This window comes from Variovorax sp. 22077, assembly GCF_052044195.1.
Classification (GTDB): domain Bacteria; phylum Pseudomonadota; class Gammaproteobacteria; order Burkholderiales; family Burkholderiaceae_C; genus Variovorax; species Variovorax atrisoli.
This window is the reverse complement of sequence record NZ_JBQEQC010000006.1, coordinates 265961-281204: the sequence shown is the minus strand read 5'-3', so window position 1 is coordinate 281204 and position 15244 is coordinate 265961. Positions and strand designations below refer to the sequence as shown.

The window sequence follows — 15244 nt, the reverse complement described above, 5'->3', positions numbered from 1 at the left end:
GATCAACCCATCCGGGTGATCACGGGCTCCTGCACCAGCCCGAAACCGCGCAGCGCACCGAGCAGCTCTCGGTGACCGAAGGCCTGGCAGCCCGAAGCGAAGCCGGCGCGCCGCGGCGGCTGCTGCAGCAGCGAGGCGGCCGCGTAGGCCTGCAGCAGGCCGGTCTGCTTGTAGTTGCAGTTGCCGAAGATCACGCAGTGCACGCGGCCCAGCGGACCGGAGGCGTGCACCGAATCGACCGACCTGTTGATGCGCGGGTTCTCGCGCGGCGGCATGGTGTTCATCACGCCCGACGCGGTCTGGGCCAGCGCGGCATAGCGGTCCTCGTCGTTCATGCCCTCTGTGGCCTTGAGCGCGGCGGCCACGATCTGCGGCACGCCCTGCATCAGCGCCTTGTTGAAGACACCGCCCAGAACCTTCACGTTTGCCACGCGCGGATCGCGCTTGAACCACACCGGGTGCGAGGTACCGCCCCAGGGCAGCGCCAGCGCGGCCTCGTGCTGCCCGGGAATCGAGAGGTGGTACAGCCCTGCGTCGGGTTGCCACTCGACGTATTCGTTCTGCTCCAGGTAGTAGGCCTTCGAGGTGGCCGCATTCACCAGGATGGTCTGGGTGGACGCGATGGTCGGGCTGCCGCCCCAGAACACGGCGATGTCGAGCGTGTCGAGGCCGGGAGTCTCCAGGCACAGCTGCGCGGCGATCTCGCCGGTGGTGTACATGTGGGCGAGGCCCGGCGACAGCAGCAGGCCTGCGGCGGCGAACCTGGCGCCGTACTTCTGGTCGAGCGTGATGAGCCAGTCCTGCTCGCCGGTGGTGTCGGTGTAGTGGCAGCCCGCGGCCAGGCAGGCATCGACGACTTCATGGCCGAAGCGGGCGAAGGGCCCCACCGTGTTCAGCACCACCGAGGCGCCGGTGAAGAGCTCGGTGAGCGCTCCCACCGAATGCGCCACCTCCACCACCTCGTAGTTCGCGGTTTCGATGCCGGGCACGTTGGACTTCATCGCCGCTTCCACCTTCTGCGCGCTGCGGCCCGCGGCGACGAAGGGGATGTTGTACTCGCGCAGGTATTCGCACACCAGCCGGCCGGTGTAGCCGGAGGCGCCGTAGACGACGACGGGTTTCTTCTTGCTGCTGCTCATGCTGTGTCTCCTTGCTGTTGTTCGCCTGTGCGACTACATGCCCATGCCGCCATCCACCGCGATGCCTGCGCCGGTGATGAACCGGGCCGCGTCGCAGCAGAGGAAGACCACCACGTCGGCCATGTCGCCGACTTCGCCGAGGCGCCCCAGCGGCGTCTGGCCGACAACGTCACTCACGGCGGCCTCCACGCTCGGTGCGAGGCCTGCGGCGACGATGTCGTGCGCGAGCTTCATGCCCATGTCGGTGGGCACGAGGCCCGGGTAGATGCAGTTGACCCGGACGCCGTAGCCCAGCTTGCCGGACTCCATCGCCGCGACGCGCGTGGCGCGGTCGACGGCTGACTTGGTGGCGGAGTAGCCGGCAATGGCGGGGAACGCGATGGTCGCCGCGACCGAGGCGATGTTGACCACCGCACCGCCCTTGCCCGCGCTGCCGCCGGGACGCATCGCGCGGAAGGCGTGCTTCATGCCGAGCAGCGTGCCGGCCACGTTCACGTCGAGCATGCGGCGCAGGTCGTCGCCGTCGACGTCCACCACCAGCGAGGTGATCTCGATGCCGGCGTTGTTGACGAGGATGTCGAAGCCGCCGAGCTCCTTCACCGTGGTCTCGGTGGCCGAGGCCCAGTCGCCGTCCCTCGTGACGTCGAGCGGGACGAAGCCCACCTTCGCCCCCGATGCGGACAGCCTGGCGGCGGTTTCGCGCCCCAGGTCGGCGAGCACGTCGCCGATCATCACGGAAGCGCCGGCCGCGGCCAGCGCCTCGGCGATGCTCGCGCCAATGCCGCGCGCACCGCCCGTCACGAGCGCACGGCGCCCCTTCAAGTCGTACTTGGCCATCACTTGTCTCCTGTGGATATGTTGTGAGATGGAGCGGCCATGCTAGAAATCGACTTTACGACTGTCAAGATTTTTCTTGGCAACCGTCAAGTTTTTCTAAAATGGCATCCGTGGCGTGCCGGATGCGGGTTCTCCCGCTTGCGTGCTATGGTTTGCAATCACGAGGAACACGGGGCTGGCATTCATGCGGCCCGGCTTTCAATGACGACACATCAACGGGTAAAGAAACACGCTGAACGGGTGCCCAAGGCGCGGGTCGACAAGTTCTCCGAGCGCCGCGCCGAACTGGGCGAAGCCGCACTGACCACGCTCGCGGCACTGGGTTATGCGCGCACCAGCCTGCGCGAGATCGCGCAGAACTCCGAGTTCTCGCATGGCGTGCTGCACTACTACTTCAGCGACAAGGTCGACCTGATCATCTGCAGCGTGAAGCAGTACAAGGCACGCTGCGTCACGCGCTACGACCACGCGGTGGAAAGCGCCACCACCTACGACGAGCTGATGGAAGGCTTCCTCAAGAGCCTGGGCGACACGCTGTGCGACGAAGGCCACGTGCACCGCCTCTGGTATGACCTGCGCTCGCAGGCGCTGTTCGAGGAGGCCTTCCGCAACGACGTCGTGCAGATCGACAAGAGCCTGGAAGAGATGATCTGGCGCATCATGAGCCGCTTCGCCGAGCTCTCGGGCGAGCAGCCCGGCATGTCGCCCTCGGCCACCTATGCGCTGTTCGACGGGCTCTTCCAGCAGGCGCTGCTCAAGCACATGTCGGGAGATGCGAAGGCCGTGGAGAACATGAAGGCCGACGTGCGCGAAGCCATCGGCCGCCTCTTCACGCCCCCAGCGAAGGCCGCGGCGCCCCGCAAGCGCGGCGCCTGAAGCGCGACGCGGCTCAGCTCGCCTTCCTCGCCGGCGCGAGCGCACGCGCGCCGGCCCACTGGCCGCTTTCGCAAAGATCGCGCACCACGTCCGCGATCAGCGTGCACACCGCGCGCTTGGCATTGGTGACGGGCAGGTGCACGGAAACGCACAGCCCCAGCGTGCGGTGCATCGACGGCCAGTCGATGCGGTGCGCGACGAGCCGCCCCTCCTGCACTTCGCGCTGTGCAAGGCCGAACGGCATGATGGTCGGCCCCAACCCGGCCTCCACCGCCGCCTTCAGCGTGTAGACCGAATTGATCTCCGCCGCCACCCGTGCCGCGGAGTGCCCCGCCTGCTCCAGCACTGCATCGACCAGCCAGCGCGTGCAGTGGCCGTGCGCATGGGCGGGCCACACCAGCGGGCGCGCGATGGCCTGCTCGATGCTCACGTCGCCGGGCGGCAGCGCGTGCGGGCTCTGCGGGGCATCGAGGAACACGAAGTCCTCCTCAACCAGCGGGGTGAACTGGATGTCCTCCGCCGCCATCGCGGGCGAGAACATCGCCACGTCGACGCGGCCGCGCAGCAGCTGGTCGGCCATGTTGCCGGTGAGCTCCTCGTTAAGGTGCAGCACCACGTCGGGATAGCGGCGCGCCGCCGCACGCATGAGCGGCAGCGCGACCATCGGCGACACGCTCTGCGGCAGCGCCGCGACCACCGACCCCGCCACCGACTCGGCCGCCACATGCACCGCGGCCCTGGCGTCGCGCACCTGCTTGGTGATGCCCTGCGCGTATTCGTAGAAGACCTTGCCGGCTTCCGTCATCGCAACGCCGTTGCGGCTTCGCAGCAGCAGCTGGGTGCCGAGCTCGCCTTCCAGCTCGGCCATCTGCTTGCTCAGGGCCGACTGCGCGATGAAGAGCTGCTGCGCGGCGCGCGACAGGCTGCCGCAATCCACGATGGCAACGAAGTACTTGAACTGGCGCAACTCCATCGAGGGACCTCCGGCCGTTCGCCGCGAGGCGCGGGCGAGGCCGGAAATTCTAGAGCGCACACCAGCCTGCTCTTCAGCCCTCGGCCGAGGCGACGACCTTTCCGGGGTTGAAGATGTCGTGCGGGTCCAGCGCCTTCTTCACCGCGCGCATCAGCGCCACGCCGTGCGCGCCATGCTCCTCGACCAGGTACTTCATCTTGTGCAGCCCCACGCCATGTTCGCCGGTCGACGTGCCCCCGTGACGCAGCGCGCGCTGCACCAGCCGGTGGCTGAAGGCCTCGGCCGCATCGTTCTCCTGCGCGCTGCCGGGGTCTACCAGCACGAGGCAATGGAAATTGCCGTCGCCGACGTGGCCCAGCACCGGGGCGAGCAGGCCGTGTTCGGCGATGTCGGCCTGCGTCTCCTCGATGCACTGCGCGAGCGCGGACAGCGGCACGCAGGCATCGGTGCTCAGGCTGCGGCAGCCCGCCTTCAGCTGAAGGCAGGCGAAGTAGGCGTGATGGCGCGGGGTCCACAGGCGCGAGCGCTCCTCCGGCAGCCTTGCCCATTGGAGGTCGCCGCCGCCGTGGCCGCCAGCGATCTCGCGCACCACCGCCGCCTGCTCGTCGACCTGCCCCTGGCTGCCGCCGAACTCCAGGAACAGCGTCGGCTGCTCGCCCAGCGTGGTGCGGCTGTGCGCATTCACCGCGCGGATGGTCAGCGCATCCAGCAGTTCGGCGCGCGCCAGCGGCACACCCATCTGGATCGACTCGATCACGCAGCCGACCGCCGCGCGCACCGATGGAAAGTGCACCACCGCCGCGGCGTATGTCTCCGGATGCGGATGCAGCCGCACCGTCGCTTCGGTGATCAGCCCCAGCGTGCCCTCGGAGCCGCAGTAGAGCTGCGTGAGGTTGTAGCCCGCCGAGCTCTTTCGCGCGCGCGAAGCGGTGCGCACGATCTCGCCTTCGGCCGTGATCACCGTCAGGCTCACGAGGTTGTCGCGCATGGTGCCGTAGCGGACGGTGTTGGTGCCGGAGGCGGCCGTCGCGACCATGCCGCCGATGGATGCATCCGCGCCCGGATCGACGGAGAAGAAGAAGCCGGAGCCCTGCAGCGCCGCGTTCAGCTGCCCGCGCGTAACGCCCGCCTCCACCGTGGCCGTGAGATCGCCGGGCCGGATCGCCAGCACCTTGTTCATCTGCGAGAAATCGACGCACACGCCGCCCTCGACGGCCAGCAGATGCCCTTCCACCGACGAGCCCACGCCGAAGCCGATGACGGGTACTCGCTCGCGCGCACAGGCACGCACCACGAAGGCAGCCTCTTCGGTGCTGCGCACGAACACCACCGCGTCGGGTGGCTGCGGCGGATAGGTCGACTCGTCGGTGCCGTGCTGCAGCAGCACCACCTTGCTGGTCGAAAAGCGTTCGGCGAACCTGCCCTGCAGCAGGGCGAGCAGTTCCGGCGACGGGGAGCGCCTGGTGTTCGAACGCACGGGAATGGTCACGACCGAGTCCATGGAAGCCTCCTCCTGAATGCAGCTCAGCGCTGCGATGGCGCGCGAGCCGGCCTGACGAACAGCACCAGCACCGCGCCGATCACCAGCAGCGCTGCCAGCATGTGCAATCCCGCGTCGGTGCTCTGCGTTGCCTCCTTGATGAGCCCGATCAGGTACGGCGCGCTGAAGCCCGAGAGATTGCCGAACGAATTGATGAGCGCGATGCCGGCGGCCGCCGCCGCACCGCCGAGAAAGGCCGTGGGCAGGCCCCAGAAGACCGGAAAGGTCGACATGATCCCCATGGTGGCCAGCGTGAGCCCCGCCATCGCGAGCGTCACGTTGCCATGGGAGGCCACGCTGAGCACGAGCCCCGCCGCGCCGACGACAGCGCCGGTCGCGCTGTGCCAGCGGTACTCGAGCCGGCGGTCGGCGCTGCGGGCCATGAAGTACATCGCGACCACGCCGAAGGTCCACGGGATAGCGCTGAGCAGGCCGATGTCGAGCGCGCCCTTCACGCCCGCCGCCTTGATGATGCTGGGCAGCCAGAACGAGATGCCATAGAGCCCCGAGGTGTAGGCGAAGTACACCAGCGCCAGCAGCCATACGCGGCCGTTGCCCAGCACGCTCAGGATGCGCGGCTCGGCCTTGCCCGCGTCCTCGGCGGCGATCTCGCGGGCGATGAGTTCGCGCTCGGCGAGCGTGAGCCAGCGCACGTCCTTCACGCGGTCGTCGAGGTAGCGCCACACGATCAGGCCCAGCGCGACCGTCGGCAGGCCCTGCAGCAGGAACAGCCACTGCCAGCCGGCCCAGCCGTTGACGCCGCCCATGCCCTGCAGGATCCAGCCCGAGAACGGGCCGCCCAGGATGCCCGCGAACGGGATCGCCGCGAGGAACAGCGACGTGGCCTTGCCGCGCCGCGCGGCCGGGTACCAGTAGGTGAGGTACAGGATGATGCCGGGGAAGAAGCCCGCCTCGGCCGCGCCCAGCAGGAAGCGGATCACGTAGAACGACGTGGGCGAGCTCACGAACATCGTGCCCGCCGACAGCACGCCCCAGGTGATCATGATCCGCGCGATCCAGCGGCGCGCGCCCACGCGGTGCAGCACCACGTTGCTCGGCACCTCGAAGAGGAAGTAGCCGATGAAGAAGATGCCCGCCCCCAGCCCGTAGACCGCGTCGCTGAACTGCAGGTCGCCCTGCATCTGCAGCTTGGCGAAGCCCACGTTCACGCGGTCGAGGTAGGCCACGATGTAGCAGAGGAAAAGCAGCGGGATCAGCCGCCATCCCACCTTGCGGTAGACGGCGTCGGAAGTGCTGTCGAAACGGCCCTCGTAGGGCTGCGCGATGGTGCCGGTGCTCATGGGTGCGTCGCTTTCCTTCGTCTGGTTCGACTGCAGGCGATGGTCGGGTCCGCACCCGCTGCGCGGCTGCGGGTTTCCACGCAATATTCATATGGATTGAAGATCGCCGTATCTCGCAACGAGATGCGCGACGCAGGTGCATGCGGCGAAGACGGTGCGCACCGCGCTGAAGACGCACCGGAGCGATGCGCGTGGCACGCCGGCCACCGTAACGCAGTGTGTGGACCGGCCAGGCGCGATACACGCGCATACGCAAGGCGCGGGAACGAGGAAAAGACGGCAGACCATCGGACGCGCCCCGGGGCGCGGGCCCGCGTCCCGTCGGCATGCCGACTCTGTCCAACCAACTCAGCTCACCCATGAACCATCCCCACACCCATCAGCCTCGCGGCACTCGCGCAACGAAGGCATCGCCCCGTTTCCTCCAAGGTGCGCCAGCCAGGCTCGCCAGCTTCGGCCTCCTCGCGCTCGCTGGCGCCCTGGCCGCCTTCGCGGTCGCGCCCATCGCGGCCAAGGAGACCCGCAGCGTCGCTGCGGGCCCCGACGCATCGCCGATCTACGGCGTCACCATTCCCAAGGGCTACCGGCAGTGGCAGCTGATCGCGCCCGCCATCGAGGCGGAGCCGCTGAACGAATTGCGCGCCGTGCTCGGCAACGCCAAGGCGATCAAGGCCTACGACCAGGGCACGCTGCCCTTTCCCGACGGAACCGTGCTCGTCAAGCTCGCCTGGAAACACGTGCAGTCGCCCGAGTTCGCACCGGCATCCGTTCCGGGCGCGGCCACCACCGTGCAGGTGATGGTGAAGGACTCAAAGAAGTACACCGCCACCGGCGGCTGGGGCTTCGGGCGCTTCATCGACGGCAAGCCCGCGGACCTGGCGCAGCACCAGACCTGCTTTGCCTGCCATCAGTCGCTGGTGAAGAACCACGACTACGTGTTCACGCGGCTCGCGCCCTGACGAGTCGCAATCGATGGGTCGCAGTTGATGGGTCGTGCCTGCGATTTTGAAATTTAGTGTTGACGAACACGGCCCGGATACAGAGGCATACGCAATCCGATCACCAGGTGCCTCATGAGCCGAACAATCTCTCCATCAGTTCGGAAAAGCCCATGCGATCCGACTGACACCCGGTCTTCCGAATCGTCATCACCTACCCGAAAGGATTCATCATGAAAGCTTCCGTACTCCTCGCCGCCGCTGCCGTCTCTTCGTTGTTCGCCTTGAGCGCGAGCGCCGAGGAATACCAGGGCGTGCTGCAGTTCCATTCCAGCGCGAGCCGCGCCGGCGTCAGGGCCGAAGCCGTCGTTGCCTCGCACAGCGCCGATCCCTATCGCGAAGGCGCTTCGGCAGATATCGCTCCCGCGCTGCCCACCCTGGCCAAGCGCTCCGACACGCGTGCCGAAGCCGTCGCGGCTGCCCGCGCCGGCAACATCTATGCCGATGGCGCCAACGCCGACGCGCCCCAGGCATTCACCAGCAGGCTCGACCGCGCGACGGTGCGTGCGCAGGCACGCGCAACGGCGGCCCGCGGCGTGACCGAGGGAACGCTGTAAGCGGCCACCGATGCGCATCCGCTTCCATCGCTCCCGCCGCCGGGAAACCCCATGATCTTTTCCCGGCGGCAGCCCGCCGCGCGCGCCTCCTCGAGGCAGAGTGCGGCGTGGCCGCAGAAAGCGGACCGCGCCTTTCCCTAATCCGTCGACGCGCCAAGCAGCCGCTCGGCTTCCTGCAGGTCCGCAGTCTCGAAGCCCTCGGTGTAGCGGGCAAGCACGCCGGCCAGCAGGTCCCTGCCCTCCTGCCCGCGTCCGGCGTCTTCCAAAAGGCGCGCCAGGTCCATCGCCACGCGCAGTTCCCACGAGCGGGCGCCCTGCTGCCTGCTGACTGCCAGCGCTTCGAGCAGCGACTCCTCCGCGCCCGCGGTGTTCGGCGGCACGGCACCCGAGAGGGCACGCGCCTTCACGCGAAGAAGCTCCGGCAGGTTGTAGAGGTCGCCCTTGGCATGCACCAGCGCGAGCGTGTCGTTCATCAACTCAAGCGCGTCACAGTTCCTGCCCATGGCATTCAGGCCTTCCGCGAGCGTGATGTTGAACGACGTGGTGAGCAGTTCGTAGCGCGACGCACGCAGCTCGACCAGAGAATCCTGGATCGCTCTCACGCCGCGTGCGGCGTCGCCGCGCTTGATGGCGAGCTCGCCCCTGACCCCGCGGCCCACCGCGAGATACGGCGTCAGCGAGTGCGATTCCGCATAGGCGATGAAGCGGTCGATGTCCTGCTCGGCACGCGCGAGGTCACCTACCCACATGTAGACCGACACGGCCCATATCAGCGCGATGCAGAGCGTCACGGGGTGGTTCAGGTGCCGGGCCTCCTCGACCGCGCGCCCGGCGACGACCACGGCCTGCGAGGGCTGCCCCTGCAGCCACAAGGTCCTGGCCAGCGCGATGCACGCGCGATTGTGGAAATCGAAGCCGGCGTGGATGCTGCTGCGCTGCCGCGACACCGAGGCGCCGGCGATCGCAGCTTCCAGGAAATGCCGCGCGCGGGCCTGGTCTCCCACCAAATGATGGCAGAGGCCCACCAGTGAATTGGCGGTCGCCTGCGCCGTCGCGTCGTCGATGGAGGCGGCCACGGCGGCGCAGCGCCGGGCATGGCTGAGCGACTCGACGAAGTCCCCGATGCGCTCATGAAAGATCTGCAGCCGTCCCAGCAACTCGACCTGGCTGCGCGAGTCGCCGAGCGCCTCCGCCACCTGGAGGCTGCGTTCGAGCGCGTGCCGCACCTCGTCGCTGTGGCCGCGAGTGAACATCTGCGAGAGGCCGACGGCCGCCTGCAGGTGCATCTCGGCGGCGCTGCCGAGCAAGGCCGTGCCCAGTTCGGCGAGCGCGCGCTTCGACCAGTCGTGGCACTCGGCCAGCAGTGACATCGCCATGAAGGCCGGCACGGCCGCCAGAACGAGGGAAACGCCGAGTTCCCTGGAATCGCAGCGATCGAAGCACCAGGCGAGCGCGGCCCTCACGTTGCCCAGGTCCGCGAGATCCGACGCGCGCGCCGTGTCGCGGGAGAAGGCGTCGTCCTGCTCTGCCATCTGCTCCAGCCGCTTGCGGAAGTAGATCGCGTGGCGCCGCGCCGCCGAATCGGCCAGGTCCGCGCCGGCCTTCGAATGCGCATACGCGCGGGTGCTCTCGAGCAGCCGGTATTGCGTCGAGGCGACGGAGCGCCGGATGGAGAGCAGCGATTTCTCCGCCAGGCTTGCGACGGCATCGACGACCTGCGCCTGCGTCAGCTCGCCGTCCGTTGCCACTTCTCGCGCGGCTTCCAGCGAAAAATGGCCCACGAAGACCGACAACCGGCACAGCACCTGGCGCTCCGGCATGTCGAGCAGTTCGTAGCTCCAGTCCAGCGTGGCCTGCAGGGTCTGGTGCCTTGGCTGCGCGGTGCGCTGCCCGAGCCACGAAAGCGCCAGTCGCTCGTCGAGCAGGGTGGCCGTCTGCTGTAGCCCGTAGGCGGCGACGCGCCGGGCCGCGAGTTCGATGGCGAGTGCGACGCCGTCGAGCTTCCGGCAGATGCTCGCGATGACGGGCGCGTCGTCGTCGTTCAGGTCGGGCATGGCGCCGCTGGCGCCGGCCCGGTCGACGAACAGGCGCGTGGCGGGGTACATCAGGATGTCGCGCGCCACTAGCCCGGGCTGGTCGGGCGGGTTGTCCAGCGGATCGAGCAGATGGATGTGCTCGCCCTGGACGCGCAGCGCCTCGCGGCTCGTAGCGAGGATGTGTATGCGCGGCGCCGCCTGGAAGATGCGCTCGGCCAGCGAGGCGGCCGCCGCGATGACGTGCTCGCAGTTGTCCAGTATCAGCAGCATCCGCCTTTCCCGCAGGTAGGCGATCAGGTTGGGCACCGGGTCGGCGGAGCGTACCGAGAGCCCCAGCATCGATGCGATGGCGCTCGGCACCAGGCCGGGGTCCAGCAGCATGGAAAGATCCACGAACACCACGGCCCCGTTGAATTCGCCGAGCATGTCCTGCCCCGTGCGGACCGCGACGCTCGTCTTGCCCACGCCGCCCGAGCCGACGATGGTGACGAACCTCGTCCTGGCCAACTGGACCGGGATCGCGGCCAGGTCCTTTGCACGGCCGAGCAGTTCCACCAGCTGCGCGGGAAGACCGGGTTCGACAGGGCCCGCCTCGGGTTCAGGCGGCAGGTCGGGAGCGACGGCGGCCGGTGTGATGCGGGCGACGAAACAGTAGCCGCGGCCGACCACGTTCGACAGGTAGCGCGCGCCGTGCTGCCCGTCGCCCAGCGCCTGCCGCAGCATCGCGATCTGGTAACGCAGGCTTCCGTCCGAAACCACCATGCCGGGCCAGGCTAGCGCCATGAGCTCCCGCTTGCTCACGATCGTGTTGGCGTTGGCGACCAGGGCGAGGAGAACATCCATCGCCCGCCCGCCAAGGTCGACCGGCATGCCGTCGCGCTCGAGGAGCCGCTGCGCGACGCGCAGGGTGAACGGCCCGAAGGAGATGGAGCCGGCGGTCTTGAAGGGGTTGTCGTCGCTCATGGAGATGGGGAACTGCAGCGTGCCGCGCAGGCGACGCGATGCCAGGCCGGACGTGGTCGATCCGATCGGCCCGACGAACCCGCCGGCCGCCTCGGCAGCGCGGGCGGACGGAGCATAACCGAGGGTCGCAGCATGCCGATTTGTACGGCCGTGTGTCGGTCCGCCCCCGAGGTACCTGCGCATGCGATTCGACCGTTTCTTCACACACGCGGGATACATCCGCTGTCTTCAATGGAGGCGTTTCAACTTCACGGAAATGCCTGCATGAACAACCTCCATCCATCTCTCTCGCGCCGCCACCTCCTGGCCACGTCGATCGCCTTCGGCGCGGCGTCGGCGGCCACCGGCGCCTTCGCCATGCTGCGGCCGCCCGGAGCCTCCGGTCCGGACGACGCCTCGGTGCGGCCGTTCCGCATCGGCGTCGACCGCGAGGCTCTGGCCGATCTGCGCCGCCGGCTCGGTGCCACCCGGTGGCCGAGCCCCGAGACCGTAGCGGACGACTCGCAGGGCGTGCGGCTCGCCACGCTGCGCTCGCTGGTGCGCCACTGGGCCACCGACTACGACTGGCGCAAGGGCGAGGCCCGGCTCAACGCCGTTCCGCAGTTCGTGACCACCATCGACGGGCTCGACATCCAGTTCGCGCACATCCGCTCGCGGCACGCCGACGCGATGCCGCTGATCATGACGCACGGATGGCCAGGCTCGATCTTCGAGCTGCTCAAGGTCGTGGGCCCGCTGACCGATCCCACTGCCCACGGTGGCCGCGCGGAGGATGCGTTCCACCTCGTGCTGCCCTCGCTGCCCGGCTTCGGCTTCTCGGGCCAGCCGCAGGCCACCGGCTGGGGCTCCGACCACATCGCGCGCGCCTGGGGCGTGCTGATGGCGCGCCTGGGCTACAGGCAGTTCGTCTCGCAGGGCGGTGACTGCGGCTCGGTCATCTCGCACCGCATGGCGATGCAGAAGGTGCCGGGCCTGATGGCGATCCACGTCAATATGCCGGGCACCGTGCCTGCCGAGATCGCGTCGATCCTCGCCGCGGGCGGCCCCGCGCCCGCCGGGCTGTCGCCCAAGGAACGCGCGGCCTTCGACAAGCTGGATGCCTTCTACAGGAACAGCTCCGGCTACTCCGCGATGATGGTCACGCGTCCGCAGACGCTGGGCTACGCGCTGGCCGACTCGCCCGTGGGCCAGGCCGCCTGGATCTACGACAAGTTCGCCACCTGGACCTACTCGGGCGGCGTGCCCGAACGGGTGCTCCCGCGCGACGAGATGCTCGACGACATCTCGCTGTACTGGCTGACCAACAGCGCGACCTCGGCCGCGCAGATTTACTGGGAAGACCACTCGAACAACTTCAACGCCGTCGACATCTCGCTGCCGGCTGCCGTGACGGTGTTTCCCGGCGAGATCTACCAGGCACCGCGCACCTGGGCCGACCGCGCATACCACGACCTGATCTACTGGAACGAGGTAGACACCGGCGGTCATTTCGCCGCGTGGGAACAGCCGGCACTGTTCAGCCAGGAAGTGCGCGCGGCCTTCAGGTCGCTGCGCTGACCGGGGAAGAAGCAACCCCGCCGGTTCGCCAGGGGTCGCTTCATGCGACCACGAGCGGCAGCGTGAGCCGTGCCTCGAGCCCTCCGCAGCGGCGGTTCTGCAGCTGCAGGTCGCCCTGCATCGAGCGGGCCAGGCGCCTGGCGATCGCGAGGCCGAGGCCCGAGCCGGCCTTGCCTTCGACGCTGGCCTGCTCCGCCCTCACCCATGGCGCGAAGACCGCCTCCATCTGCGCCGGCCGGATGCCCGGCCCCGAGTCCACCACGGCCAGCACCAGACTCGTCGCATCGACGCGGGCGCTGACCCTCACGTCGCTGCCGTAGCGCAGCGCGTTGTCGATCAGGTTGGCGAGCACGCGGCGCAGCGCGAGGGGACAGGCCATCACCGGCTGCCCGATGCGGCCGTCGACGGCGATCGCCCTGCCTGCCTCGCGATAGTCGCGCATCAGGCTGCCGAGCAGGCCGTCGGCATCGACGCGCTGCAGCGGCTCGGCCACGCTGCGCTGCAGCCGCGCGCTGGCCACACTGGCCTCGACCAGTTCGCGCATCTGGGCGAGATCACGCTCCATGGCTTCGCGCAGCGAGGCGTCTTCCAGCATCTCGCAGCGCAGCCCCATGCGGGTCAGCGGCGTGCGCAGGTCGTGCGCATAGGCGGCCTGCACATCCAGGTGCGCTACGTCGCGCTCGGCCTGGCGGCGGCGAACGTTGTTGATCGCGCGGGCCAGCCGTACGATGGCGCGCGGGCCGCTTTCGGCGAGTTCGGGCATGCCGGCACCGTGCTGCTCCAGTGTGCGAGCCAGGCGCGCCGCCCCCGCGCGGTGGTCCATCGCCTCCAGCCAGAGGACGACGGCGAGCAGCATGAGGCCGACGAGCACCGACACGCACAGCACCCACCGCAGGCTGTCGTCGAGCGGACACGCCAGCGGCGACAGCGTCGCGGCATGGACGTTCTGCCCGAGCGTAGCCACCGCGAGAGCGCGCGCCGCGGTCAAGGCCAGGCCGTGCGAACGGCGGTCAGGCTGGGTGGATTTGGAAGGGGCGCCGGCGAACGCCACGGATGCGCGCGCCCGGTGGAAGGAGCCGAAGTAGGAACAGATGAAGGAACTGATGGATGCGCGGGACTTCTTCGTCATTGGTTTTCTCCTGCTGCCGGCGCACGGGCCGGCGTGGGAGGGATGACATCACGCGAGGGAGAGCACTGACCATTGCATCAGCGTTTGCCGCACCCCTACGAAGGTTTGCCCTCTTCATGCACGAGGGTGGCGCGCGGCCGGCGCTCCTTCCCGGGTCTCAGGCCCGGCCCAGCGCGCGGCCGATCCAGGTCTCGAGTTCGGCGGCGTCGATGGGTTTCTCGATCAGGCAGAGTGCCGGGCTGGCCTGCACGCGCTCCCGCGTGCGGGCGGTGGCCAAGGCGCTGATGAAGATGACGGGCAGGCGCAGTCCTTCGCGCTCGAGGCACTCGACCAGTGCGATGCCGTCCATGGCCGGCATGTGAATGTCGCAGACGAGGCAGCGCGTACGCGCCGGAACGTCGGAGGCAAGAAAGTCGACGGCCGACTCGAACGCGCGGGCCTCCCATCCGAACGAGCGCACGAGACTGCTTGTCGCGGCGCGCACGAAGGGATCGTCGTCGACGATGGAAACGAGCTCGATGGCTGAAAAGGACAAGGACGCGGACAAGGAGGAAGCCCGTTCTCTACCCCGAAGGGTTCCGGTGAAGGCACAGGAACATTCCCGCCCCTGCCGAGAGCTGCAGGATACCGGCGCCAGTGCGCGGCGCCATCATCCATAGGTATGGCACCGGTTCAGCAAGCGCTCTCCACCACGCCCAGAGCCTCCATCTTGCGCACCAGCTCGGCGACCGAGCGCGCGTTCATCTTGCGCATCGCCTGGCCGCGGTGGATCTTGGCCGTGATCTCAGCAATGCCCATGCGATCGGCGATCTGCTTGTTCATCAGGCCGCCGGCCACGTGCTGCACCACCTCGCACTCGCGCGGCGTGAGCGATTCCCAGCAGGCACGCGCCGCCTGAAGCACGCGTGCGCTCTCGAGGCGCCGCGCATCGCGGTCCAGCGCGGCGATGACCGCGTCGATCATGTCCTGGTCGCGGAAGGGCTTCGCCAGAAAATCGACGGCCCCGGCCTTCATCGCCTTCACGGTCATGGCGATGTCGCCGTGGCCGGTCATGAACACGATCGGCAAGTGATGCTCGCCGCGCTCCAGCAGCGCTTGCTGGAAGGCAAGGCCGCTCTGGCCGCGCAGGCGCACGTCGAGCACCAGGCAGGAGGGCCAGCCGGAGCGCGGCGCGGCCAGTAATTCCTCCGTCGTGGCGAAGGCGTGCACCGTGAGGTCGATGGAGCGCAGCAGGCTGCACAGCGCGTCGCGCACGAGCTCGTCGTCATCGACGATGAACACGCAGCGAAGGGGCACCGGAGGCGGATCGGAAGGACGCATGAAACGAAGGGTTGGTGA

The 15244-nt window shown here is 68.7% G+C and carries 13 protein-coding genes; 4 read left to right on the top strand and 9 right to left on the bottom strand.

The annotated features are described in order from the left end of the window. Positions 1-2 precede the first annotated feature (2 nt). Both ACTJLF_RS11335 and ACTJLF_RS11330 read right to left on the bottom strand, forming a co-directional pair. The gene (locus ACTJLF_RS11335) at positions 3-1139 is read right to left on the bottom strand and encodes a DUF5938 domain-containing protein (RefSeq protein ID WP_440883087.1); all 1137 of its coding nucleotides are present in this window, start codon (positions 1137-1139) and stop codon (positions 3-5) included. A gap of 33 nt (positions 1140-1172) precedes the next feature. After that, the gene (locus tag ACTJLF_RS11330; RefSeq protein WP_354421456.1) at positions 1173-1976 is read right to left on the bottom strand and encodes an SDR family NAD(P)-dependent oxidoreductase; all 804 of its coding nucleotides are present in this window, start codon (positions 1974-1976) and stop codon (positions 1173-1175) included. Positions 1977-2216: 240 nt separating this feature from the next. On the opposite strand from ACTJLF_RS11330, the gene ACTJLF_RS11325 reads away from it, so the two are divergent. Beyond that, positions 2217-2852: a TetR/AcrR family transcriptional regulator gene (locus ACTJLF_RS11325; protein ID WP_019654842.1), complete on the top strand. Its 636-nt coding sequence runs from the start codon at positions 2217-2219 to the stop codon at positions 2850-2852. 13 nt (positions 2853-2865) lie between these two features. Here the strand turns inward: ACTJLF_RS11325 and ACTJLF_RS11320 are convergent, their stop codons facing one another. The 3 genes from ACTJLF_RS11320 to ACTJLF_RS11310 form a co-directional block, all read right to left on the bottom strand. Then, positions 2866-3825, bottom strand: coding sequence for a LysR substrate-binding domain-containing protein (locus ACTJLF_RS11320; protein ID WP_019654841.1), 960 nt, complete (start codon positions 3823-3825; stop codon positions 2866-2868). A gap of 73 nt (positions 3826-3898) precedes the next feature. Continuing rightward, positions 3899-5326: an FAD-binding oxidoreductase gene (locus tag ACTJLF_RS11315; protein ID WP_354421459.1), complete on the bottom strand. Its 1428-nt coding sequence runs from the start codon at positions 5324-5326 to the stop codon at positions 3899-3901. 23 nt (positions 5327-5349) lie between these two features. Next, positions 5350-6666, bottom strand: coding sequence for an MFS transporter (locus tag ACTJLF_RS11310; protein WP_126185511.1), 1317 nt, complete (start codon positions 6664-6666; stop codon positions 5350-5352). A gap of 359 nt (positions 6667-7025) precedes the next feature. Here ACTJLF_RS11310 and ACTJLF_RS11305 point away from each other — a divergent pair, with 359 nt between their 5' ends. Both ACTJLF_RS11305 and ACTJLF_RS11300 read left to right on the top strand, forming a co-directional pair. After that, entirely contained in the window at positions 7026-7625 is a 600-nt protein-coding gene (locus tag ACTJLF_RS11305) for a cytochrome P460 family protein (protein ID WP_354407349.1), read from the top strand. Between the two features lie 212 nt (positions 7626-7837). Then, entirely contained in the window at positions 7838-8221 is a 384-nt protein-coding gene (locus ACTJLF_RS11300; protein ID WP_440883086.1) for a helicase SNF2, read from the top strand. Positions 8222-8358: 137 nt separating this feature from the next. On the opposite strand, the gene ACTJLF_RS11295 is transcribed toward ACTJLF_RS11300, so the two are convergent. Then, positions 8359-11220, bottom strand: a complete 2862-nt coding sequence (locus tag ACTJLF_RS11295; protein WP_132797519.1) for an ATP-binding protein — start codon at positions 11218-11220, stop codon at positions 8359-8361. A 264-nt stretch (positions 11221-11484) separates the two neighbouring features. Between ACTJLF_RS11295 and ACTJLF_RS11290 the strand changes: the two genes are divergently transcribed. Next, positions 11485-12777, top strand: a complete 1293-nt coding sequence (locus tag ACTJLF_RS11290; RefSeq protein ID WP_440883085.1) for an epoxide hydrolase family protein — start codon at positions 11485-11487, stop codon at positions 12775-12777. Between the two features lie 40 nt (positions 12778-12817). Here ACTJLF_RS11290 and ACTJLF_RS11285 read toward each other — a convergent pair whose 3' ends face one another. The 3 genes from ACTJLF_RS11285 to ACTJLF_RS11275 all read right to left on the bottom strand — a co-directional run bounded on the left by ACTJLF_RS11285 (position 12818) and on the right by ACTJLF_RS11275 (position 15226). After that, a complete protein-coding gene (locus ACTJLF_RS11285; protein WP_440883084.1) occupies positions 12818-13906 on the bottom strand; it encodes an ATP-binding protein in 1089 nt (362 codons plus the stop codon). A gap of 157 nt (positions 13907-14063) precedes the next feature. Next, positions 14064-14441, bottom strand: a complete 378-nt coding sequence (locus ACTJLF_RS11280) for a response regulator transcription factor (protein ID WP_132797513.1) — start codon at positions 14439-14441, stop codon at positions 14064-14066. A 137-nt stretch (positions 14442-14578) separates the two neighbouring features. Beyond that, entirely contained in the window at positions 14579-15226 is a 648-nt protein-coding gene (locus tag ACTJLF_RS11275; protein ID WP_132797511.1) for a response regulator transcription factor, read from the bottom strand. Positions 15227-15244 lie beyond the last annotated feature (18 nt).

Coding starts and splice junctions, on each gene's coding strand:
- ACTJLF_RS11300 (WP_440883086.1), top strand. CDS start 7,838: ATGAAAGCTTCCGTACTCCTCGCCGCCGCTGCCGTCTCTTCGTTGTTC.
- ACTJLF_RS11310 (WP_126185511.1), bottom strand. CDS start 6,666: ATGAGCACCGGCACCATCGCGCAGCCCTACGAGGGCCGTTTCGACAGC.
- ACTJLF_RS11305 (WP_354407349.1), top strand. CDS start 7,026: ATGAACCATCCCCACACCCATCAGCCTCGCGGCACTCGCGCAACGAAG.
- ACTJLF_RS11285 (WP_440883084.1), bottom strand. CDS start 13,906: ATGACGAAGAAGTCCCGCGCATCCATCAGTTCCTTCATCTGTTCCTAC.
- ACTJLF_RS11320 (WP_019654841.1), bottom strand. CDS start 3,825: ATGGAGTTGCGCCAGTTCAAGTACTTCGTTGCCATCGTGGATTGCGGC.
- ACTJLF_RS11330 (WP_354421456.1), bottom strand. CDS start 1,976: ATGGCCAAGTACGACTTGAAGGGGCGCCGTGCGCTCGTGACGGGCGGT.
- ACTJLF_RS11295 (WP_132797519.1), bottom strand. CDS start 11,220: ATGAGCGACGACAACCCCTTCAAGACCGCCGGCTCCATCTCCTTCGGG.
- ACTJLF_RS11275 (WP_132797511.1), bottom strand. CDS start 15,226: ATGCGTCCTTCCGATCCGCCTCCGGTGCCCCTTCGCTGCGTGTTCATC.
- ACTJLF_RS11290 (WP_440883085.1), top strand. CDS start 11,485: ATGAACAACCTCCATCCATCTCTCTCGCGCCGCCACCTCCTGGCCACG.
- ACTJLF_RS11315 (WP_354421459.1), bottom strand. CDS start 5,326: ATGGACTCGGTCGTGACCATTCCCGTGCGTTCGAACACCAGGCGCTCC.
- ACTJLF_RS11335 (WP_440883087.1), bottom strand. CDS start 1,139: ATGAGCAGCAGCAAGAAGAAACCCGTCGTCGTCTACGGCGCCTCCGGC.